The 21,991-nt window shown below is 71.8% G+C and carries 20 protein-coding genes; 10 read left to right on the plus strand and 10 right to left on the minus strand.

Annotated features, from left to right (window positions below):
• Window positions 1–276: 276 nt before the first annotated feature.
• A complete protein-coding gene (locus OHB13_RS31420; RefSeq protein ID WP_328379322.1) occupies window positions 277–1,494 on the plus strand; it encodes an aminotransferase class I/II-fold pyridoxal phosphate-dependent enzyme in 1,218 nt (405 codons plus the stop codon).
• 31 nt (window positions 1,495–1,525) lie between these two features.
• Window positions 1,526–2,707: an MBL fold metallo-hydrolase gene (locus tag OHB13_RS31425; protein WP_328379323.1), complete on the plus strand. Its 1,182-nt coding sequence runs from the start codon at window positions 1,526–1,528 to the stop codon at window positions 2,705–2,707.
• Between the two features lie 127 nt (window positions 2,708–2,834).
• Here the strand turns inward: OHB13_RS31425 and OHB13_RS31430 are convergent, their stop codons facing one another.
• The 6 genes from OHB13_RS31430 to OHB13_RS31455 all read right to left on the minus strand — a co-directional run bounded on the left by OHB13_RS31430 (window position 2,835) and on the right by OHB13_RS31455 (window position 8,557).
• Window positions 2,835–3,503, minus strand: coding sequence for a response regulator (locus OHB13_RS31430; protein ID WP_266851347.1), 669 nt, complete (start codon window positions 3,501–3,503; stop codon window positions 2,835–2,837).
• Complete coding sequence (locus tag OHB13_RS31435) at window positions 3,500–4,828, minus strand: sensor histidine kinase (protein ID WP_328379324.1); 1,329 nt, start codon at window positions 4,826–4,828, stop codon at window positions 3,500–3,502. Before OHB13_RS31435 ends, OHB13_RS31430 begins: the two co-directional genes overlap by 4 nt.
• Window positions 4,815–5,981, minus strand: a complete 1,167-nt coding sequence (locus tag OHB13_RS31440; protein ID WP_328379325.1) for an acyltransferase family protein — start codon at window positions 5,979–5,981, stop codon at window positions 4,815–4,817. Before OHB13_RS31440 ends, OHB13_RS31435 begins: the two co-directional genes overlap by 14 nt.
• The gene (locus OHB13_RS31445; protein WP_266851341.1) at window positions 5,974–6,942 is read right to left on the minus strand and encodes an alpha/beta hydrolase; all 969 of its coding nucleotides are present in this window, start codon (window positions 6,940–6,942) and stop codon (window positions 5,974–5,976) included. The genes OHB13_RS31440 and OHB13_RS31445 overlap by 8 nt, the downstream gene beginning before the upstream one ends.
• Window positions 6,943–7,157: 215 nt before the next feature.
• Window positions 7,158–7,790 carry a DedA family protein gene (locus tag OHB13_RS31450; RefSeq protein WP_266851339.1) on the minus strand — a complete coding sequence of 211 codons (633 nt, stop codon included), beginning with the start codon at window positions 7,788–7,790 and terminating at the stop codon, window positions 7,158–7,160.
• Window positions 7,787–8,557, minus strand: a complete 771-nt coding sequence (locus OHB13_RS31455) for an MBL fold metallo-hydrolase (RefSeq protein WP_328379326.1) — start codon at window positions 8,555–8,557, stop codon at window positions 7,787–7,789. The genes OHB13_RS31450 and OHB13_RS31455 overlap by 4 nt, the downstream gene beginning before the upstream one ends.
• A gap of 366 nt (window positions 8,558–8,923) precedes the next feature.
• Between OHB13_RS31455 and OHB13_RS31460 the strand changes: the two genes are divergently transcribed.
• On the plus strand, window positions 8,924–11,005 hold the full coding sequence (locus OHB13_RS31460) for a phage holin family protein (RefSeq protein ID WP_328379327.1): 2,082 nt from the start codon (window positions 8,924–8,926) through the stop codon (window positions 11,003–11,005).
• A gap of 95 nt (window positions 11,006–11,100) precedes the next feature.
• On the opposite strand, the gene OHB13_RS31465 is transcribed toward OHB13_RS31460, so the two are convergent.
• Window positions 11,101–13,158 (minus strand): phosphocholine-specific phospholipase C, encoded by a 2,058-nt coding sequence (locus OHB13_RS31465; protein WP_328379328.1) that lies wholly within the window; start codon window positions 13,156–13,158, stop codon window positions 11,101–11,103.
• Between the two features lie 197 nt (window positions 13,159–13,355).
• Complete coding sequence (locus tag OHB13_RS31470) at window positions 13,356–13,814, minus strand: MarR family winged helix-turn-helix transcriptional regulator (RefSeq protein WP_405756138.1); 459 nt, start codon at window positions 13,812–13,814, stop codon at window positions 13,356–13,358.
• Window positions 13,815–13,987: 173 nt separating this feature from the next.
• Here OHB13_RS31470 and OHB13_RS31475 point away from each other — a divergent pair, with 173 nt between their 5' ends.
• From OHB13_RS31475 to OHB13_RS31490, 4 genes are all read left to right on the plus strand, one after another.
• The gene (locus OHB13_RS31475) at window positions 13,988–15,391 is read left to right on the plus strand and encodes an NADP-dependent succinic semialdehyde dehydrogenase (RefSeq protein ID WP_328379329.1); all 1,404 of its coding nucleotides are present in this window, start codon (window positions 13,988–13,990) and stop codon (window positions 15,389–15,391) included.
• A 72-nt stretch (window positions 15,392–15,463) separates the two neighbouring features.
• On the plus strand, window positions 15,464–15,835 hold the full coding sequence (locus OHB13_RS31480) for a hypothetical protein (RefSeq protein WP_328379330.1): 372 nt from the start codon (window positions 15,464–15,466) through the stop codon (window positions 15,833–15,835).
• Between the two features lie 112 nt (window positions 15,836–15,947).
• Window positions 15,948–16,172 carry a hypothetical protein gene (locus tag OHB13_RS31485; RefSeq protein WP_266851329.1) on the plus strand — a complete coding sequence of 75 codons (225 nt, stop codon included), beginning with the start codon at window positions 15,948–15,950 and terminating at the stop codon, window positions 16,170–16,172.
• A 120-nt stretch (window positions 16,173–16,292) separates the two neighbouring features.
• Entirely contained in the window at window positions 16,293–17,246 is a 954-nt protein-coding gene (locus OHB13_RS31490; protein ID WP_328374625.1) for an IS481 family transposase, read from the plus strand.
• Window positions 17,247–17,526: 280 nt separating this feature from the next.
• Here the strand turns inward: OHB13_RS31490 and OHB13_RS31495 are convergent, their stop codons facing one another.
• Window positions 17,527–18,333 carry a helix-turn-helix domain-containing protein gene (locus OHB13_RS31495; RefSeq protein WP_328379331.1) on the minus strand — a complete coding sequence of 269 codons (807 nt, stop codon included), beginning with the start codon at window positions 18,331–18,333 and terminating at the stop codon, window positions 17,527–17,529.
• 49 nt (window positions 18,334–18,382) lie between these two features.
• Between OHB13_RS31495 and OHB13_RS31500 the strand changes: the two genes are divergently transcribed.
• A complete protein-coding gene (locus OHB13_RS31500; RefSeq protein WP_328379332.1) occupies window positions 18,383–18,688 on the plus strand; it encodes a 4a-hydroxytetrahydrobiopterin dehydratase in 306 nt (101 codons plus the stop codon).
• A 103-nt stretch (window positions 18,689–18,791) separates the two neighbouring features.
• Window positions 18,792–19,655 (plus strand): class I SAM-dependent methyltransferase, encoded by an 864-nt coding sequence (locus OHB13_RS31505; RefSeq protein ID WP_328379333.1) that lies wholly within the window; start codon window positions 18,792–18,794, stop codon window positions 19,653–19,655.
• Between the two features lie 183 nt (window positions 19,656–19,838).
• Here the strand turns inward: OHB13_RS31505 and OHB13_RS31510 are convergent, their stop codons facing one another.
• Window positions 19,839–20,675, minus strand: coding sequence for an aldo/keto reductase (locus OHB13_RS31510; protein ID WP_328379334.1), 837 nt, complete (start codon window positions 20,673–20,675; stop codon window positions 19,839–19,841).
• 293 nt (window positions 20,676–20,968) lie between these two features.
• On the opposite strand from OHB13_RS31510, the gene OHB13_RS31515 reads away from it, so the two are divergent.
• A complete protein-coding gene (locus OHB13_RS31515) occupies window positions 20,969–21,961 on the plus strand; it encodes a chitinase (RefSeq protein ID WP_328379335.1) in 993 nt (330 codons plus the stop codon).
• Window positions 21,962–21,991: the final 30 nt, after the last annotated feature.

Below are 21,991 nucleotides of genomic sequence, written 5' to 3' on the forward strand. Positions count from 1 at the left end.
GTCCCGGGCCGACTGCCCGTGCGGCGGACGGCCCTGTGCGGCGGTTCTGCTGACCGATCGTCGTACCCCGTCCGGCCCGGGAGATGCCTCCGCGGCCCCCGGCGCGTCGTCGCACGTCGCGGGCGCCCCCGGCCGGCGCGAGCACCGGAAGCCGTGGCCACCGGGGTCCCTCCGCGCGGTCCCCCGCCCGGAGGGACCCCGGTGGCCACGGTCGCCCGGCCGGGCAAATCTACGTATAAAGGTCTCTGGGGGGCCGGCGACAGCGGAGGTGCGGGCATGCAGCGGACGGTTCCGGAGAGCCGCGGCCCTGTCCGCTACGGGCCGCCCGCCCCCGGACCCGGACTGCCGGTGCTCCCCGAACTGGCCGCCGCACTCACCGGCGCCGCCTTCCGTACCGACCCCGAGCCGCCCGGCGGCGGACCCGCGCTGCGGTCGGCGGCCGCCGGCTACTGGACCCGCCGTGGACTCGGCTGCGCACCGGGTGACACGGTCGCCGCCGGCGGCGCCCAGTCGCTGCTCCTCGCGCTGCTCGCCGCGGACGGCGGCGACCTCATGCTGCCCCGCCCGTGCCCCGCCTGGTGGATACCGCAGGCACGTCTCGTCGGGCGGTCCGCCTACCCGGTGCCCACCCCGGCGGAGTGCGGCGGGGTGCCCGATCCGTACGCGCTCCTGGAGACCGTACGCAGAGTGCGCGCCGAGGGCGGCAACCCCCGGCTGCTGCTGCTGTCCGTCGCCGACGACCCCACCGCGACCGCCGCCCCGCCCGAACTGCTGCACCAGGCCTGCGAGGCCGCCCTCTCCGAGGGGCTGCACATCATCAGCGACGAGACCTGGCGCGACACCAGGCACCGTCCGGACGAGACCGTGCTGCTCAGCCCGGCCGAGATGTGGCCGGACGAGGTGACCGTCCTGTCCGACCTGGCGGGTTCACTGACCCCGACGGCCTGGCCGGTGGCCGTCGCCCGGTTCCCCGCCACGGCGGACGGGGCCGCCCGGCGCGCCAGAACGCTTGATGTGCTCACCGCGATCGGCGCGGGGGTGTCCGCACCGGTCGCCGCTGCGGCCGCCTTCGCGCTGGGCGAACCGGCGGTCGTACGGGAACGGGCGGCGCGGGCGAACCGGCTGCACTCCCGGGTGGCCACCGCGGCCCACCACGCGGTGCTCGCCGCCGGCGCGGTCGCCAGGCCCCCGCAGGCCGGACGCCACCTGTACGCGGATCTGGACCCGCTGCGCTCCGGCCTCGCGGCCCTCGGAGTCACCGACGCGATGGAACTGGAGGACTACCTGGGTCAGCGGATCGGCGCACCGGCCCCCGGGGGCCACCGCTTCGGTGACGATCCGGCCGCACTGCGGGTGCGGTTCGCGACGGGCCCGCTCGTCGGATCAACCCCCCAGGAGCGCCTGGAGTCCCTCAACTCGGCGGAGCCACTCGAACTTCCCCATGTGGCACGCGCGTTGAGAACTTTTGCGACGGCCCTGGAGCATCTGCGATGAACGACTCACCGCCACCGGACGGAGCCCTTCGATGACGGAACAGACCGAGAGCTCCCTCACCGAGCCGCAGCCGCCGACACAAACTAAGCCGCAGTCGCAGTCGCAGCCGCAGCCGCAGGCCCGGTCCGGGTCCGGTTCCGGTTCCGGTTCCGGGTCCCGCACCCGGACCGGGCAGCAGGCCCCCGCCGCGGAGAAGACACAGCTCCGGCCGCACACCCGGCCCCGTACCCGCACACCAGGCATCCTGCGTCCGCCCGGCGAGACCAGGCTCTGGCCGAAGTCCTTCGCCGACCGGCTCACCGCCCCGCTGCCCGGCGTCAGGGCGATGGCCAGACTGGCCCGCGAAGGCGCCGTGCGGCCACGCCCCGACGGGCTGCGGGACATCCCGCTGCTGCCGTACGCCCCCGGCCCGCTCCCCGAGACCGACGCCACCACCATCGCCGTCACCTGGGCGGGTCACGCCAGCTGGGTGGTGCGCATCGGCGGTCTCACCGTTCTCACCGACCCGGTCTGGTCGCGCAGGATCCTCGGCACGCCCGCCCGGGTCACGCCGGTCGGGGTCCGCTGGGCCGACCTGCCGAAGATCGACGCCGTGGTCATCAGCCACAACCACTACGACCACCTGGACGCCCCCACCATCAAGCGGCTGCCGCGCGACACCCCGCTCTTCGTCCCGGCCGGACTGGCCCGCTGGTTCCGGCGCCGCCGGTTCAGCCGCGTCACCGAGCTCGACTGGTGGGAGTCGGCCGAGACCGGCGGTGTCCGCTTCGACTTCGTGCCCGCCCACCACTGGTCCAAGCGCACCCTCACCGACACCTGCCGCTCGCTCTGGGGCGGCTGGGTCCTCACCGACGAGCGGGGGCAGCGGGTGTACTTCGCGGGCGACACCGGGTACGGCCACTGGTTCGGGGAGATCGGCCACCGTCACCCGGGCATCGATCTGGCGCTGCTGCCGATCGGGGCGTACGAACCGCGCTGGATGCTGGGGCCCGTGCACACCGACCCGGAGGAGGCGGTCGCGGCCTGCGAGGATCTGGGGGCGCGCCGGATGGCGCCGATGCACTGGGGCGCGTTCCTGCTCTCCGCCGAACCGGTGCTCGAACCGCTCACCCGGGTCCGGGTGGCCTGGGAGCTGGCGGGCCGTCCCCGTGACGAGCTGTGGGACCTGCCGGTCGGCGGGTCCAGGGTGCTCCAGGAGGTGCCGGCCGACTGAACCGACCGGCCACGGACACCCGGCCGTACGGCCCGTCAGCACCCGGCCGTTCCGCGACGGGGGCATTGAGCCTCCGGCTGTGCCACCAGGCCCGGCAGCATCCGGCCGTTCCCCCCGACGGGGCCCGTCAGTATCCGGCCGGGCGCACCAGGCCCGTCTCGTACGCGAAGACCGCGGCCTGGGTCCGGTCGCGCAGGCCCAGCTTGACCAGGATCCGGCTCACATGGGTCTTCACGGTCTGCTCCGCCACCACCAGCTGCCCGGCGATCTCCGCGTTGGACAGCCCCTGGGCGATGAGGGAGAGGACCTCGGTCTCGCGCTCGGTCAGATCGCCGGCCCGGCCCTTCGGGGCGGTGCGGGGGGAGTTGGTCACCCGGGAGAACTCGGCGATGAGGCGTTTGGTGATGTTCGGGGCCAGCAGCGCGTCACCGGCCGCCACCACCCGCACGGCGTGGGCGAGTTCGTCCGCCGACGCGTCCTTCAGAAGGAACCCCGCCGCGCCCGCGCGGAGCGCCTCGTACACGTACTCGTCCAGATCGAAGGTCGTCAGCACCAGGACCCGCACCGCCGCACCGCCGGGCCCGGTGATCCGGCGGGTGGCCTCGATGCCCCCGAGTTCGGGCATCCGGATGTCCATCAGGACGACGTCCGGGGCGAGTTCGGCGACCCGGGCGATGGCGTCGAGACCGTCGACCGCCTGCCCGACGACCTCGATGTCCGGCTCCGCGTTGAGCAGCACCGTAAAGCCCTGACGGACCATCATCTGGTCGTCGGCGATCAGTACCCGGATGGTCATGAGGGCCCCTCCAGGGGAAGTATCGCCGCCACCTCGTACCCGCCGCCGGGGGTCGGCCCGTCGGCGAAGTCGCCGCCCAGCATGGCGGCGCGCTCGCGCATACCCAGCAGCCCGTGGCCGGTGCCGGGTGCGGTCGCGGGTTTGGGGGGTCCGGCCGGTGCGGTGTTGGTGACCCGCACGTCGACGGCGGACGACCGGTACGCGATCTCCACCTGTACCTCCGCTCCGGGCGCGTGGCGCAGCACGTTGCTGAGCGCTTCCTGCACGATACGGAACGCCGTCAGCCCGACGCCCGGCGGCAGGGCCCGGGGGAGCCCGGTCGTCTCGGCGGTGACGGTGAGCCCTGCCGTACGCACCCGGCCGAGCAGTGCGTCCAGCTGGTCCAGGGTGGGCTGCGGCGCGTGCCGCAGGCTGTCGGCCGACGCGTCGTCGGAGCGCAGCACCCCCAGTACGCGGCGCAGTTCGGTGAGCGCGGTCACGGCGTTCTCGCGGATGCCCGCGAGGTTCTCCCGCAGCTCGTCCGACGGATTCTCGACCAGGTGCGGGGCGACCTGCGCCTGGATGGAGATGACCGACATGTGGTGCGCCACGACATCGTGCAGCTCGCGGGCGATCCGGTTGCGCTCCTCCAGGAGGGTGCGCAAGTTCCGCTCCTCGGCCGTGAGTTCGGCCTGGGCGTCGGTCTCCCTGCGGGCCTTCCGCAGTCCGCGCAGCGAGGAGCCGACCACCACGACAGCGAGCAGGATGGGCACCGCGCGGTCGATGTCGTAGTTGTGCGGCCGCCCGGTGAAGACGGCGCAGGCAGCTCCGGCGAGCAGGGTGACCACCAGCGCCCCGCCCGCCCGCCGGGGCGGTACCCGCAGCGCCAGCAGGAAGAGCGTCCCGCCCGTCAGGAACATCCCGGGAACGGTCCAGGGGTAGGGCACGTCGGCACCGAGCCCCGGTTCGGCGAGGCCGACGGTGACGACCAGCAGGCCCGTCGACGCCCACCAGGCGAGCACGGGGCGGAACATCCCCGCGACGAGCGCCACTCCCTGGGCGAGGCCCAGCAGCACCGTGAACCCGGGTATGGCACCGTCCTCGTCCGGCGCGAGACTGTTCGCCTGCGTCACGGCGAGCAGCGCCGCGCACAGGACCAACGGCACCACCAGCACCGGCCGCCAGGACGCACGTCCGGGCCGAGCCCCGGCCGGCAGCGGGTCGGCCGGGTCCGTCAGACCGTGCAGCAGGGCGCGCGGCGCACGCCGCACGGCTGCCCGCACCCGCTCCCGGCCCCACCGGGGCGGTTCCTGCTCCGCCGCCCGGCCCGTCTCAGGCATGGTCATGATGTGTCTCCCCCCGTGGGGCGGGTGCCCCGATGCGCACGACCCGGCTGTGCCCGCGCCGCCCCTGCTCGTACGTGTGGAACGCGGCCCAGCACACCAGCAGCGCCGCGGCGAACACCGGCAGCCAGGCCAGCCGGGCGAGCACCCAGCCCCAGCCCTCCGGGACGGTGTGCAGGCCCGGCAGCGCCCGGCCGGTGAGCATACCGACGGCGGTGACCGCCATCATCGCAGTCTGGTGCCAGAGGAAGACCGTCATCGCGGAGAGGTTGACCAGCGCCACCGCGGCCCAGGCAGCCGGGCGCACCAGGATCCTGCGCAACGGGCCGAGCAGTAGCAGAGCGGCTCCGCACTGGGCGAGACCGAAGGCGACGGCGGCGAGGGTCGGCGGATCGAGGTTGGATATCCGGGAACCCGGCACCCCGACCATGGACGCCGGGTACCCCGCCCACAGGACCAGCCCCGCGGTGGCCGCGGCGCCGCCCAGCAGCAGTGTCCAGGCCGTCCGGCGGTCCTTGAGCGCGCCGCGGGCCCAGGCCGCGCCCAGGCAGTACGGGACGAGCCAGCCCGCCGCCACATTGATCCAGCCGAGCCAGGACGGCCCGCCGAGACCGAAGCGGATCAGGTCGACATGGAGCACCACGGCGATAGGCCACAGCGGGTGCAGCCGGGTGACGAGCGGGGTCGCCGCGGTGAGCCCCGCGAAGACCAGCAGGAACCAGAGCGGCGAAAGCACCAGCTTGAGCAGCGTATGCACGGTCCCGGGGCCGGCGCCCGACACGAGCATCACGGCCGCCGCCACGGTCCACACCACCAGTACGGCGGCGACCGGCCGGCCCAGCCGCACCAGCCGGGCCTCTAGCCACTGCCGGTAGGTGACGCCCCGGCCGTGGGCCGTCGCGTAACTCGCCGCGCCCACCTGGCCGCCCACCAGGAAGAACACCGCCAGGGTCTGTAACAGCCAGGAGACCGGGGTGAGTTCGGGCATGTGCTGGAGCGGGCTCGCGCCGTGCACCGTGCCGCTGTCGGTGACCAGGGCCGTCACCAGCCAGTGGCCGAGCACCACACCGAGGATCGCGAGGGCGCGCAGCGCGTCGACGGCCCGGTCGCGTCCTGGCGGGGTCGCGGACTCGATCCGTCGTACGAGATCACGCATGACGGACCACCCCGGAAGGGGTCTGTCCCGAGACGATCCGGGCGAGGTTCGCCAGTGAGAGCGAACCGGGCTTCAGATAGTCGCTGTGGCCTCCGCCGCCCGCGTCGAACACCCGGGCACCGAAGCCGGCCGCGACCGGATCGGCGCCGAGACCGACGGTGACGAACGGCAGCGGGATCCGTACGTGGGGCACGTCGGCTATCCAGTCGTCGCCGCCCCGGCCGGCCCAGACGGTGGCCCGGGTGTGCAGGGCGGCGGCGCTGCTCCGCCCGGCGCCCGGACTGCCGTACAGCACGATGCCGGCGGCATCGATACCGGGGGCGGCCCGGCCGCAGACCACCGAACCGTAGGAGTGGCAGAGCAGCGAGATCCGGGCGGCCGGTGCGGCGCCGCCCAACTCCCCGACGAAGCGCCGCAGTACGGGTGCGGCGTCGTCCGCGCGGCCGGTGGTCAGCACCGTGGGACTCACCGTGGCAGGTGTCGCGTATCCGAGCCAGGCCACGACAGCAGCCCCGCTCCCCAACTGCCGCTGGAGCGCCTGCGCACCGGCCAGCAGACGTCCGTACTGGTCGAGCCCGGTGTCGGAACCCGGCACCAGTACGGCGATCCGCCGGGCCCGCGACAGGTCGCCGAAGACCTCGGTGGTGCGGCCGCCGTCGCGCCCGTCGAAGGAGAGGAAGTGGCGGCCCGGCCGTGCCATGACACGCAGCGAACCGGCGCGCCCGGTGTCGCCGTCGGCCTCGGCGGTGCGCGCCGCGGCCCTGATGTCGGCGCGGGTCGCGGCGTACCGCACGGCGAGGGCCGCCGGGGCCACCGTCCGCAGCGGGGCCAGGGCCGTCGGCGCGGGTGCGGGGACCGCCGCCGGGCGGGCCGCACCCGACACCGGCACGGTCACCGAAGCGGTGACAAGAGCGGTGAGCAGGGCGCGGCGCAGTCGGCTGCTGTGGTGGCGGGACGCCATGGGAGGTCCTTCCGTACCGGATGGCTTTCGTGCTTCCGGTACCGAAGCTATGGAGCACCCTGCCGTGCCGGCGTCCCGCTGCGGAGCGAACCTCCCGCGTCACTCCCGAGTACTACGGGTAGGGGAGGGGTGGGTCGAACGGGACCCGGCGGAAGGGCAGTTGGCGGACCCGGGATCCCGGTGGCGAAGGGCTCCGCCGGATCCCGCGGGAGTGCTCAGCGGGGCGCCGGCGAACCGGGGCGCGTCCTGAGCCTGCGCCACGCGGCGGGCGCCCCGCTCACCAGCAGGGTGAGTGCGACCGCCGCGACCACGCCCTTCCAGGGCTCGTCGAAGAGCGAGCCGCCGAGTATGCCGATGAGCTGGTACGCGGCGGCCCAGGCGAGACAGGCCGGAATGTCTCCGCGGGCGAACCTGCGCAGCGGCATCTCGCCGAGCAGACAGGCCAGCATCACCGGAATCCTCCCGGCCGGGACCAGCCGGGAGAGCACGAGCACCGACTTGCTGTGCCGGTCGAGCTGGTTCTGCGACTTCGCGAGACGCGCCTGCGGGACCCGCTTGCGCAGCGCCTCCAGCCAGCGCGAACCGTTCCTGGAGTGCACACCGCGCCGGCCGAGCCAGTACAGGGCCATGTCCCCGAGGAAAGCGGCGAACGAGGCCACGGCGAACACGAAGAGCAGCGACAGCGGATCGGTCTGGTGGAAGGCGACCACGGCAGCGGAACTCACCAGCGCGCCCGTGGGCACCACCGGCACCAGGGACCCCAGGGCCACCAGCAGGAACAACGACGGGTAACCCACGGCCTGCTGAGTCGACTCCGGGGGGACCTGGCTCACCAGTTCGGGTATCACCCGGCCACCTCCGGCCGCACCAGTTCACCGTGTGCGAGCCGGTACACGGAGACCTCGGGCGCCAGCAGCGCCGCCTGCCGTACGAACTCGTCGCCCGGCGTGTGGAATTCGTGCGGGCGCACACCGTCCATCCCGACCGGCCAGTACGTGCCGTAGTGCACCGGTACGGCGGAACGCGGCCGCAGGACGGCCAGCGCCTCGGCTGCCCGCCGGGCGTCCAGATGCTCCTGCCCGAGGAAGGGGCCCCAGCCACCGACCGGAAGCAGCGCCACGTCGACGTCGCCCACGGACTCGGCCATCGCGTCGAACAGGCCGGTGTCCCCGGCGAAGTAGGTCCGCGCCTCACCGCTCACGACGAAGCCGAGCGCGGGCGCGCGATGCGGGCCGAAGGGCATCCGGCGGCCGTCGTGGTGCGCGGGCACCGCACGGACGACCAGATCGGCGACCCGTACCTCGTCGCCCGCCCGGACCTCGGTGATGTCCAGGCCGAGCCGCCGCAGCCCCGGCACGGCGCGGACCGCGCCGCGCGGCACGATCAGCGCGGTGCCCGGGGCGAGGCGGGCCAGCGACGGCAGATGCAGATGGTCGGCGTGCAGATGCGAGATGAGGACGGCCCGGGCGGCCGCCGCTCTGGGCGGCGGCACCGCGCCGCGGCGGCGGCGGAGGTGGGCCAGCCTGCGCGCGAACAGCGGGTCGGTCAGCACCCGGACCCCGGAGTCCTCGACCGTACACGTGGCATGTCCCCACCAGGTCACATCGACCGGCACCTGATCGCCTCCTCACGTCTGGTCACGTCACATCTGGTCACGGCGGTTCGCGCCGGGTTCTACGCGACTTTATGCGCCCCGTCCCCGGGACAGCCTGTCACGTCTGTCCCGGCCCACGGTGGGTAGCGATCAGGGCGAAACGGGAGGAGGCTCCGTGACCCTGTGCTCGGTGCAGTGTCCGCGCTGCGGGGGTGTCCTCGCCGTCACGCAGGACGGCTGGAAGATCTGCCACTCCTGCGGGTACTCGTCCCCGCCCTGACGTGACTCCTGCCGCCCGGTGGCCGTGGCCGGGCCGCTGTCAGGTCCTGTGAAAAGCTGACCGACGGGCCCACCCGGGGTCCCGCACGGACGTGAGGTGGAAGAGGCGTGGCCGCAGGGCGATGGCGCAGGGCGGGCAGCGCTCTGTTCCGGGTGATCGTGGTGTGGGCCGTGTCCACACTGACCATGCTGGCGCTCGCCGGGATCCTGCCGGACTTCCAGCTGGAGTCGGACAACGGCGACAGCGCCACCACGGTGGCGATCACCGCCGGGTGGGGCGCCGCGGCCTTCGGCCTGCTCACCGCGCTGGTGTGGCCCCTCGTGGTGCGCGCGCTGCTGCTGGTCCCGGCTCTCGTCCTCGGCCTGCTGGTCTTCTTCCTCAACGGCTCGCTCCTGCTGGTCGCCCTGGACCTGATCCCGAACGGCCGGGGAGCGTCCAACCCCGAGACGGCGGTCGTGGTCGCCGCCGTGATGTCCGCCGTCGCCTCCGCGACCTCCACCGCTCTCGCGGTGCGCGACGACGAGGCGTACCGCCGCAGGCTCTCGCGCCTCGCCTCCCGCAGACGGCGCAGACGCGGCGAGGACACCGGGCGGGGCGGACCGCACGGCACGGTCTTCCTCCAGCTCGACGGGGTGGGCCACGCGGCGCTGCTGCGCGCGGTCCACGACGGGCTGATGCCCACCGTCGCCGGGTGGATCGGCTCCACCCACCGGCTCGACGCCTGGCGCACCGACTGGTCCAGCCAGACCGGCGCCAGCCAGCTGGGCATCCTGCACGGCTCCAACCACGACATCCCCGCCTTCCGCTGGTACGAGAAGGAGACCGGCGACGTGATGGTCTGCAACCGGCCGGCCAGCGCGGCGGAGCTCCAGCGCCGGGCGGTAGCGCGCACCGGCCACGGAGGGCTGCTCAGCATGGACGGCGCCAGCCGCGGCAACCTCTTCAGCGGCGGCGCCGACGAGCTGGCCCTGGTCCTCTCGGTCGCCGCACGGCGGGACCGCGACCACCGCTCCCGGGCCGGCTACTTCGCGTACTTCTCCGACCCGGCCAACGCCGTCCGGACCGCGATCTCGTTCTTCGCCGAGGTCGGCCGCGAGATCGGTGAGTCGACGCGGGCCCGCGCCCGGCAGGAGGAGCCCCGGATCAAGCGCGGCGGCCTCTACCCGTTCATCAGGGCCTTCGCGACCGTGGTGGAGCGGGACGTGGTGGTGTCCGCGGTGATAGGTGACATGTTCGCCGGACGGACCGCTGTCTACGCCGACCTGGTGGCGTACGACGAGGTGGCGCACCACAGCGGGCCGCACAGCAGGGACGCGGCGAAGGTGCTCGCACGGCTCGACCGTTCGCTGGCGCTGATCGCGAAGGCCGAGGACCACGCACCGCGTCCGTACCGCATCGTGCTGCTCTCCGACCACGGGCAGAGCCCGGGGCAGACCTTCGAGGGGCGGTACGGGCTGACGCTCAAGGACCTGGTGCGGGCGGGCTGCGGACTGCCGGTTTCGCGCCGGGCGCAGCGGACGAGGAGCGGCTCGGAGGCGCGGGCCGCGGTCCGTGTGGTGCTGCACCGGCCGGCGCCGGCCGGCGACGAAACCCCGCCCGACCCCGGCTCGGACCCGGTCGTGCTGGCCTCCGGGAACCTCGGGCTGATCTCCTTTCCCGGCGCGCCCGGCCGGATGACGCGTGAGCAGCTGGACCGCCGCCACCCGGCGCTGCTGCCCACCCTGGCCAACCATCCGGGGATCGGCTTCCTGCTCCTGGCGAGCGAGAGGCACGGCTCGGTGGTGCTCGGGCCGGGCGGCGCCGAGGTGCCCGTCGACCGGCTGGCCGACGGCGAGGGGCCGCTCGCGGGCTTCGGGCCCGGTGCGGCCGACGCCGTACGCAGGACCGACAGGTTCCCGCATGTCGCCGATGTCATGGTCAATTCGATGTACGACCCGGAGACCGGTGCCGTGCACGCCTTCGAGGGGCAGATCGGGTCGCACGGCGGCCTCGGCGGCGAGCAGTCGGCGCCCTTCCTGCTGGCGCCGCTCGATCTCTCGGCGCCGGTGGACGAGGGGCAGGAGCTGGTCGGCGCCGAGCAGGTGCACGGCGTCCTGCGGCGCTGGCTGACCGAGTGCCAGGGTCCCGAGGTCCCCCTCGGGGCAGCGGTCCCCGTGCCGGACGGAGCCGCGCCCGACGCCACGGCCTGAGCCAGGGGTCCGCCGCGCTCCGGACGCTGTCGGCGCCGGCGGGCATCCGCTCCGGTACCGGGCCCCGGCTCGCGGGACCCGGTACCGGCGGCGGTTCAGCCGGTGATGATCGCCGGGTCGCTCACACCGGGCCTGCCGTTCTCGACATGTCCGGCCAGCCGGCGCAGATAGCTGCCGTCCTGGTCCGAGACCACGGTCAGGTCGTACCACTGCCGGGTGGAGCGCAGGTCCACCGTGTGCACCACGGTCTTCCCCTTGCGGACCGCGAAGGTCTCGCTCTTCCCGCCGTACGCGTTGGTGACCGTGAGGTGGCAGTCGGCGCTGCCCGCATTGGTCATCGTCAGCTCGACCGAGCCGTCGGCGGCCTGGTGACGGGCGGTCACCTCGGGGCCGGCGGTGGTGTCGGGGCCCTTGAACGTGCGGAGGAAGCCGTTCGGGCCGAACACGGACAGATCGTAGGCGCCCTTGGAGTAGGACGTGTTCCAGGTGTCCGAGAGCTGCTTGCCCGCCTCGGCGGTGTACGTCCACGGCCCGTCGCCGCGGTTGGCCGATGTCACCGTGAAGCAGGCTCCGGCGGCCGCGCCCCCGCCGAACGTGAGCGTGAACTTCCCGTCGGCCGGCGCCGCCTTCCCGTTCACCAGCGGTGCGTAGGGCAGCGGCCGGGACGGCCGCGACCCCGCCTCCTGCTTGGGCAGCGCCGGGTCCGCGGGCGCCGTGGGCACGTAACTGTCGTGCCGCTTGTTGTCCGGCGGCCGGAAGCCGTCGGTGTCCGGCAGCGTGGCCGGCTCGGTGTTCTGGAGACCGAAGTCGAAGGCCGACGTCAGGTCACCGCAGATGGCCCGCCGCCAGGGCGAGATGTTCGGCTCGGCCACCCCGAAGCGGCGCTCCATGAAGCGGATGACCGAGGTGTGGTCGAAGACCTCGGAACAGACGTAACCGCCGGTGCTCCAGGGGGAGACGACGGTCATCGGGACGCGCTGGCCGAGGCCGTAGGGCCCCGCGCCGTAACTCGCGTCGCCGGGGAAGTAGTCGAGCGAGGTGTCCACGGTGGAGAGGCCCCGGTCCGCGGAGGCGGGCGGGAACGGCGGGACGGCGTGGTCGAAGTAGCCGTCGTTCTCGTCGTAGGTGACGAAGAGCGCCGTCTTGCTCCACACCTCCGGGTTCGAGGTCAGCGCGTCCAGCACCTGCGAGACGTACCAGGCCCCGTAGTTGGCAGGCCAGTTGGGGTGCTCGGAGAAGGCCTCGGGGGCGGCGACCCAGGAGACCTGGGGGAGCTTGTCCGCCTTCACGTCGGCCTTGAGGATGTCGAAGAAGCCGTCGCCGTTCTTGGCGTCGGTGCCGGTACGCGCCTTCTCGTACAGCGGGTCGCCGGCCTTCGCGTTGCGGTACTTGTTGAAGTACAGCAGCGAGTTGTCGCCGTAGTTGCCGCGGTACGCGTCGTCGATCCAGCCCCAGGAGCCTTCCTTGTCCAGGCCGTCACCGATGTCCTGGTAGATCTTCCAGGAGATCCCGGACGCCTCCAGGCGCTCGGGGTAGGTCGTCCAGTCGTAGCCGGCCTCGGCGTTGCCGAGCACCGGGCCGCCGCCCTTGCCGTCGTTGCCGACGTGACCGGACCACAGGTAGTAGCGGTTGGGGTCGGTGGCCCCCATGAATGACGAGTGGTAGGCGTCGCACACCGTGAACGCGTCGGCCAGCGCGTAGTGGAACGGGATGTCCTTGCGGGTCAGATGGGCCATCGTGCCCGCGGACTTGGCGGGAATCCACTGGTCGTACTTGCCCTGGTTCCAGGCCTTGTGGCCGCCCGCCCAGTCGTGGTCGAGGCCGGCGATGAACTTCATGCCGAGATCCTCGGCGTCCGGGTGGTAGGGCAGGACGTCCTTGGCGCCGTCCGACTGGTACCAGACCGGCTTGCCGTCGACGGGCGTCACCGGGCGTGGGTCACCGAAGCCGCGAACACCCTTCATGGACCCGAAGTAGTGGTCGAACGAACGATTCTCCTGCATGAGGACGACGATGTGCTCGACGTCCTTGATCGTTCCCGAGCTCCGCTTCGCGGGGATGGCGGCGGCGCGGTCGATGCTGTTCGACAGGGCCGAGAAACCTGCGGTCGCGCCCGCGATCTGGAGGAAGCGGCGCCGATTGAACTGAGGCATGTGTAGGGGGACCTCTCGCAGTGTGAGGGGAATGATCCAGCCGAGTCTTCCCAGATGACGGGGTGAAAGGGAAGAGCTGGCGACACCCGAGTGACAGAACACGGCATTTGAAGCGAACAACCCGGCTGATTCCGGTCACCTTTCCCGCGACTTGTTCATACAACTCGTCCACCCGGCCAGGACCCGAACGTCTGCCGTCAGGTCGTCGGCGTCCCCGTCTGCTGCTGCTTCGGCTCCATGAAGACCATCGGTACCTCATTGCTCCGCACCAGCCGCCCCAGCACCGCCGCCAGCCGGTCGCGCTCCGCCGGGCCCACTCCGTCGGCCAGGGCCTCCATCCGCGCGCTCGCATCGGCGTAGAAATCGCCGGACACTCGGGCGCCCTCGGGAGACAGCGCGACCCGCACCGCGCGCCTGTCCAGCGGATCCGGCTCCCGGCGCACGAGCCCGCGCCGCTCCGCCCGGTCGACGAGACCGGTCAGGCTGGACTTCTCCAGGCCCAGCATGGTGCTCAACTCCCCCATGCCGCGCGGCTGAGCCATCAGAACGCAGATCAACTGGGCCTGCTGCACGGGCAGTCCGTACTCCCGGCTGGCTTCCGTGTACACGGCCTGCACCAGGAACGACGTCCGCACCAGCGCGGCCGCGATCCCCATCGGCTCCTCACTCTTGATCATCGCCATCGGGTCAGCATAGGCGCCCCGCATGATTGGTTCGCACCGCGAACGATCCGGACGGGCGAACCCCGCCCCACCCGTCCGCCGCCCGCGTTGCGGCGGCGCACCGGGCGCGCGAAGGTCGGAAGGGCGAGTACGAGGAGGACCCACCCATGCCCATCGCCACGGTGAACCCCACCACCGGTGAAACGCTCCAGACCTTCGAGGCGCTGGGCGCCGAGGAGATCGAACGCTGTCTCGCGGCCGCCCACGCCACCTTCCGCGAGTACCGCACCACGGAGTTCGCCGAGCGGGCACGACTGCTGAACCGTGCCGCCGATCTGCTGGAGAGCGAGCAGAAGGACATCGCGCGCACGATGACGACCGAGATGGGCAAGCCGGTCGCCGCGGCGCGCGCCGAGGCCGCCAAGTGCGCCAGGACGATGCGCTGGTACGCCAGGCACGCGGCCGAGCTGCTGGCCGACGAGCACCCGTCACGGGCCGACGCCGAGGACTCCGGAGCCGCCCGTGTGTACACCCGCTACCGCCCGCTGGGCGTCGTGCTGGCCGTCATGCCGTGGAACTTCCCGCTCTGGCAGGTCGTACGGTTCGCCGCGCCCACCCTGATGGCGGGCAACACGGGTCTGCTCAAACACGCGTCGAACGTGCCGCAGACCGCCCTCTACCTGGGGGAACTCTTCGAGCGGGCCGGATTCCCGAAGGGCTGCTTCCAGACCCTGCTGATCGGCTCCGGCGCGGTCGAGGCGATCCTGCGCGACCCCCGGGTGGCCGCGGCGACCCTCACCGGCAGCGAACCCGCCGGCCGCTCGGTCGCGGCCGTCGCGGGCGACGAGGTCAAGAAGACCGTACTGGAGCTGGGCGGCAGCGATCCGTACATCGTGATGCCGTCGGCCGACGTCGGCCGGGCCGCGCGGACCGCGGTGACGGCCCGGGTGCAGAACAACGGACAGTCCTGTATCGCCGCCAAGCGCTTCATCGTCCATACGGATGTCTATGACGCGTTCACGGATGAGTTCACCACCCGGATGGCCGCACTGACGGTCGGCGACCCGCTGGACGAGTCGACCGACGTCGGACCGCTCGCCACCGAGCAGGGCCGTACCGATCTGGAGGAGCTGGTCGACGACGCCGTACGCAGGGGAGCGACGGCGCTCTGCGGCGGCGGGCGGCCGAAGGGGGCCGACCGCGGCTGGTTCTACTCGCCCACCGTCCTGATGGGCATCACCAGCGACATGCGGATCCACCAGGAGGAGGCGTTCGGCCCGGTGGCCACCGTCTACCGGGTGACGAGCGCCGAGGAAGCGGTACGGGTGGCCAACGACACTCCGTTCGGGCTGAGTTCCAATGTCTGGACCCGGGACCAGGACGACGTGGACCTGTTCGTACGGGACCTCGAAGCGGGGGGTGTCTTCTTCAACGGCATGACCGCCTCCCACCCGGCCCTGCCCTTCGGCGGGGCCAAGCGCTCCGGGTATGGGCGTGAGCTCTCCGGCCACGGCATCCGCGAGTTCTGCAACATCACCACCGTCTGGCACGGCGCCGACCCCGGCGAGTGACCCGGAGCCGGGCCCCGGGCCCGTTCCCCGTACCCCGCGCGCCCGCGCGATCCAGCAAGGAAAGTGAGCACGATGGCCGACACGGAGAACCAGGACACGCTTGTCACGGTGGCACTCACCGGCCACTCGGAGGAGGACGCGGCGGCCGTCTTCGGCGCGCTGCGCTCGGCCTTCCCCAGCGACCGGCCGGCCGGGGACGCCCCGCAGGCGGAGGTCCCCGGCCGGGTGACCGTGTGGTCGGCGTCCTACGAGGTGCTGGACGCGGACCCGGGGAAGCTCGGCGCAGCCACCCTGACGGCACCGGTCCTGGCGACCGTGCAGGGCGGCTACCACGCGGTGGACGTGATGCGGCACGCGCTGGGCACGGTGTTCTCCGTACAGGAGCAGGGCGAGGCCCTCGGTGACCAGGAGAAAGAGCTGAACCTCCAGTTGGCGAACAAGTAGCGCCCAGGGCTGCCCCCGGTCATCCGGCGCGCCCCGACTTGAACTGCTCCAGACCGTCGTGACCGGTTCGGGAACCCGGCGAGGTGGGAGAATTACAAGGAAGGAGGCGGAAATGGAATACGTGATGCAGGCCCACCTTGAGGAGGGTTCGTCGCCCACGGACGAGCACCCCAGGGTGCAGTGGTGGCATATCGCGCACGTCAATGACACGACCGCCCTGTGCGGACGCGAGCTGGACCCGGCCGCGCCCAAACAGTCGACGGACGTCTGGGGTACCCCTGAGAGCCAGCCCTTCTGCCACTCCTGCGGCGCCCTGTATCTGCGGCAGGTGCCCTAGGTGTTCTGTCCACGGAGGTTGGGTGCGGTGACAGTGATCACCGTCTGGGGATCTTGAACGAGTGAGGGCCTTCCGGGTTCGGTGTGGATTGCGACGTCTACACCAGCCCGAAAGGCCCTCATGCCTCACCGTAATGCACCTCTGACCGAGACCGGACGCCTGCGGCTGGCCCGCTGTGTGGTTGATGACGGATGGCCTCTGCGCCGGGCAGCGGAGCGGTTCCAGGTATCACCGACCACAGCCCAGCGGTGGGCCGGGCGCTATCGCCGGCTCGGCGAAGCGGGGATGAGCGACCGTTCCAGCCGCCCCCACCACAGCCCTCGACGCACGCCGACCCGGACCGAACGCCGGATCATCAAAGTCCGCCTCGCGAGGCGGTGGGGACCGGCCCGCATCGCACACCTGCTGGGCCTGGTGCCATCCACCGTGCACCGGGTGCTGGTTCGCTTTGGCTTGGCCCGGCTCAGCCATCTCGATCGGGTCACCGGCCGTGTCATACGCCGCTACGAACGCGACCGGCCCGGCGAACTCGTGCACGTGGACATCAAGAAGCTTGGCAACATTCCCGACGGGGGCGGTCACAAGGCCCTGGGCCGCCAGGCAGGCCGCAAGACCCGCTCCGGGGCCGGTTACAGCTATATCCATACCGCCGTCGACGACCACTCCCGTCTGGCTTACAGCGAGATCCACACGGACGAGAAGAAAGAGACCGCCACCGCGTTCTGGCAGCGGGCCCAGACCTTCTTCACCCACTGCGGGATCACCGTCGAACGGGTCCTGACCGACAACGGGGCGTGCTACAAGTCCTACCTCTGGCGCGAGACCCTGGCAAAGGCCGGGATCACCCACAAGCGCACCCGGCCCTACCGACCGCAGACCAACGGCAAGGTCGAACGACTCAACCGCACCCTGCTCGACGAGTGGGCCTACGCAAAGCCCTACCGCTCAGAGCAGGAACGACGTGACGCATTCCCCCGCTGGCTGCACTCCTACAATCACCACCGCGGACACACCGCGCTTAAGGGCCAACCACCCGCCAGCCGCGTCCCCAACCTCACGGGTGAATACACCTAGGGCCTGTCGTCAAAGTGCCGCCTGCCGCGCGGCGTCTGGCACGCACGCTCGCGGCGTTGCCGAAATGCCCTAGTAGCTCCGCTACGAGAACATTCCGGCGCCTTGCGATCGCACGCACCAGACGCCGCGCGGCCGCCCTTCGGGCAACGACGGCACTTTGACGACAGGCCCTAGGTCCTGTCCGCCTGATCGTCGTGGATCAGGCCGTGCCGGACGCCGCGGGCCCATGAAGTTCGGCCGGACAGGACCTAGTCGTTCGGTCCCGGGCGGCGCGGGACCGTCAGTCCGCCAGCGACCGCAGATAGGCGACCGTCGCGGGATCGGCCGGGAGGAACGTCTCGATCGCCAGCTCGGCCACCGTCACATCCATCGGTGTGTTGAAGGTGGAGATGGACGAAAGAAAAGACAGCACCCGCCCGTCGTGTTCGATCTCCAGCGGCAGCGCGAAACGCTGAAGGGACCCCGCAACCCGCTCAGGCTGTTCTCCCGCCGACGCGGGAAGCGGATAGGCGGCGACCTCCTCGTACAGCTCACGCAGCGATTCGGAGCGGGCCAGCGCCATCTGGCGCTCCATCTGGTGCAGCAGATGCCCCCGCCACTCCCGGAGATTGCGGATACGGGGCGCGAGGCCGGAAGGGTGCAGCGTGAGCCGCATCGCGTTCAGCGGGGGAGTGAGCAGCCGGTCGGGCACCCCTTCAAGGAGCATCGCGATACCGCGGTTGGCGGCGACCACGTCGTACCGCCCGTCCACCACCAGCGCCGGGTACGGCTCGTAGCCGCGCAGAAGCTGGTTGATCCCCTCGTGCAGCGCACCCATCGAAGGGTCGTCGAGCGTGGTCTCCGTGTACCGCGGCGCGTAGCCGGCCGAGACCAGCAGGGCGTTCCGCTCACGGACGGGCACGTCCAGGTGTTCGGCGAGGCGCAGCACCATCTCCTTGCTGGGGCGGGCGCGGCCCGTCTCGATGAAGCTGATGTGGCGGGCCGACGAGTCGGCCCGCAGGGCCAGTTCCAGCTGGCTGACCCGGCGCTGCCTGCGCCAGTCGCGCAGCAGTGGCCCCACTCCGGTGTCGAGAGCGACAGTTGTCATACCCAGACCGTAACGTCGTGTGCACAGTCTTCCGGAAGGAGTTTCGAACATGCCCGCAGAACCGCTGACGCAGAAAGAGACCGAGGACCGGCTGCGCGAGCTGCCCGGCTGGTCCCTGGACGGTGACCGGATCGCCCGTTCCTACCGGCTTCCCGGACACTTCGCCGCCACCGCGATGGTCGTCCACATCGCACAGATCCAGGAGGAGCTGGGCCACCACTCCGATCTGACACTCGGCTACAACTCCGTGGCGCTGAGCGTGCACACACACGACGCGGGCGGCGCGATCACCGACAAGGACTTCGAACTGGCCCGCCGGGTCGAGGAGGCCGCTCCCGGGCACGGCGCCGGCTGAGGAGCTGTCCGCAGCCGCCCGCGTACCGTCGCACAGCGCGAGGGATTTGCCGCAACGGCAACACCGCTCCCGCAATCGGGGCGGGACGGGGCACCCTGGCAGCATGAGCCACCACCACGACACCACCGAAATCGACTGGGACGTCATGGCCCCGCTCCTGGAGCGGGGTGCCGAGCTGCACAGGCCCGCCCACGAGGCGGCGGCGGCCTGGATCGCCGAACAGCTCCCCGTGGCCGGCGTCCGCCGGATCCTCGACATCGGCAGTGGCCCCGGAGTCGTCAGCTGCCTGCTCGCGGAGGTCTTTCCGTACGCGGAAGTGGTCGCGGTCGACGCCTCACCCGCCCTGCTCGACCGCGCCCGGCACCGGGCGGGCCGCACCGGTCCAGGCGACCGCGTCCAGACCCACTGCACCGAACTGCCCCAGGGGCTGGGCGAGTTGGGTGAAGCCGATCTGGTCTGGGCGGGCAGCTCCCTGCACCACATCGGCGACCAGCGCGCCGCCGTCGAGGGCCTGGCCGGGCTGCTGCGCCCCGGCGGCCTCCTCGCGCTGGTCGAGGGCGGCCTCACCTCCCGCCATCTGCCGCGCGACACCGGCATCGGCAGGCCGGACCTGGAGGCGCGGCTCGACGCGGCCGGGGCCGATTGGTTCAACGAGATGCGGGCGAAGCTGCCCGGTGCCCGGCGCGAGGTCGAGGACTGGCGCGCGCTGCTGACCGCGTCGGGGCTCGCACCAAGCGGCACCCGGTCGTTCCTGCTCGACATCCCCGCGCCGCTGCCCCACGCCGCACGCGAGCAGCTCGTCGCGCACTTCACCCGGCAGCGGGAGGTCTATGCGGGCCGGCTCACGGAGGAGGACACGGCCGCCATCGATCTGCTGCTGACCCCCGAGGACCCGCGCGGACTGCTGCTGCGTGACGACACGTATCTGCTCACGGCCCGCACGGTGTACACCGCGCGCCGGGGCTGACGCACCGGACCCGTCCCCGTCGGCCGACGGGGGACACCGGCCCCGCACACGAAGGCGCCGCCCGGAACGAACCGGGCGGCGCCGCCGCCGTACGGGGTGACCGAACCGATGCGGTACGGGTCACCGGGCCCGGGGCGATGTGCGGGACGGCGGGACCAGGCGCCGAGGGCCGTCCGGCGGGGATCAGACGCCGAGAGACATGGTGGCCGGGTCGGCGCCCAGCCGCTTGCCCTCGTCGAGTGCCGCGATGGCCGCGAGGTCGTCGGCGTCCAGCTCGAAGCCGAAGACGTCGATGTTCTCCTTGATCCGCGACGGCGTCACGGACTTGGGGATGACCACGTTCCCCGTCTGCAGATGCCAGCGCAGCACCACCTGAGCGGCGCTGCGGCCGTGCTTCTGCGCGATGGCGACGACGGTGGGGACCTCCAGCAGCCCCTTGCCCTGGCCGAGCGGCGACCAGGCCTCCGTGTGAATGCCGTGCTCCGTGTGGAAGGCGCGCGACTCGGCCTGCTGCAGCTGCGGGTGGAGCTCGATCTGGTTGAGGGCCGGGACCACCGAGGTCTCGCCCAGCAGACGCTTCAGGTGCTCCGGAAGGAAGTTGGAGACACCGATGGCCTTCGCGCGGCCGTCGGCGTGGATCTTCTCGAAGGCCTTGTACGTGTCCACGTAGGCGTCCTTGGAGGGGACCGGCCAGTGGATCAGATACAGGTCGACGTAGTCGAGGCCGAGCTTGGACAGCGAGGCGTCGAAGGCGCGCAGGGTCGAGTCGTACCCCTGCTCGGAATTCCACAGCTTCGTGGTGACGAAGAGTTCGTCACGGGCGATTCCCGATGCGGCGAGCGCCTTCCCTGTGCCCTCCTCGTTGCCGTAGATCGCAGCGGTGTCGATGCTGCGGTAGCCGGCTTCCAGCGCGGTGCCGACGGCCTTCGTGGCCTCGTCGTCGGCGACCTGCCAGACCCCGAAACCGAGCTGCGGCATCCGGGAGCCGTTGTTGAGGGTGATGAAGGGGACCTTGCTCACGAGCGGTTGACTCCTCTTGGTGCGTGATGGCGAATACGTCATCGGTTGATACGCCAATGGTCAACGATCACACGCCGCGGCCCATTCCCGCCCCCGTCCCGGGGAAATCTCCCGCCCCGAGGGTGCTCACGCCCCCAGGGGGCTCCCGTCCGGACTGCCCTGATGGCTCGAACTCCCTTGCGGGCAGTTCGAGTTGATCCTGTGCGTCCCCTTGACAACCAGTGTCCCGCCCGCTGATATGCGGTGTCGGTCAGGAAAGTTTCCTAACACTGTTCCGAGAGGACCACCCCCACATGCGCAGAGTCACGGCGGTACCCGCAGCGGCCCTCGGCCTGGTCTCCCTCGTCGCGCTTGCCCCTGCGGCCAGCGCCGCGCGGTCCACCGCCCCGGCGGCAGCCGCCGGCGCCATGGCGGCTGCCCCGTACGAATACCTCGGCTGGGGCAGCCCGCAGAAACCGGCGGATGTGATGGCGGCGACCGGCGTGAAGTGGTTCACCCTCGCCTTCGTCCTCTCCGACGGCGGCTGCAACCCGAAGTGGGACGGTGACCGGGCGCTGAAGGGCGGCTCCGACGAGACCGCCATCAAGGCGATCCGGGCGAAGGGTGGCGATGTCGTCGTCTCGGTCGGCGGCTGGAGCGGCAACAAGCTCGGCGAGAAGTGCTCCAGTGCGTCGGCCCTGGCGGGTGCCTACCAGAAGGTGATCGACGCCTACGGCCTCAAGGCGCTCGACATCGACATCGAGGACACCGAGTTCACGAACAGCACGGTCCGCCGGCGCGTCGTCGACGCGCTGAAGATCGTCAAGTCGAAGAACGCCGGCATCCTGACGTACGTGACGATGGGCACGACCCCGAGCGGTCCCGACGCCACCGGCAAGGACCTCATCAAGAAGGGCGCGGCGGCCGGACTGGACAACGACGCCTGGGTGATCATGCCGTTCGACTTCGGCGGCCACAGCGGCTCGATGGGCCAGGCGACGGTCGGGGCCATGGACGGTCTCAAGGCGGCGGTCAAGAGCGCGTACGGCTACGACGACGCCACCGCGTACCGGCACATCGGTGTCTCGTCGATGAACGGGAAGACGGACGACGCCGACGAGACCGTCACCACCGGGGACTTCAACACGATCCTCGGGTACGCACAGCAGCACCACATCGCGCGGTTCGCCTTCTGGGCGGTCAACCGGGACCGCCAGTGCGGGTCCGGGAGCGACTCGGACGCGTGCAGCGGGATCACCCAGTCGCCGTACGCCTTCACCAAGATCGCCGTCAAGTACACGGGCTGAGAGCGGGGGACGGGGTGGGGGCGGCCGGGG

Origin of the sequence: Streptomyces sp. NBC_00440, assembly GCF_036014215.1 — a bacterium.
Classification (GTDB): Bacteria; Actinomycetota; Actinomycetes; order Streptomycetales; family Streptomycetaceae; genus Streptomyces.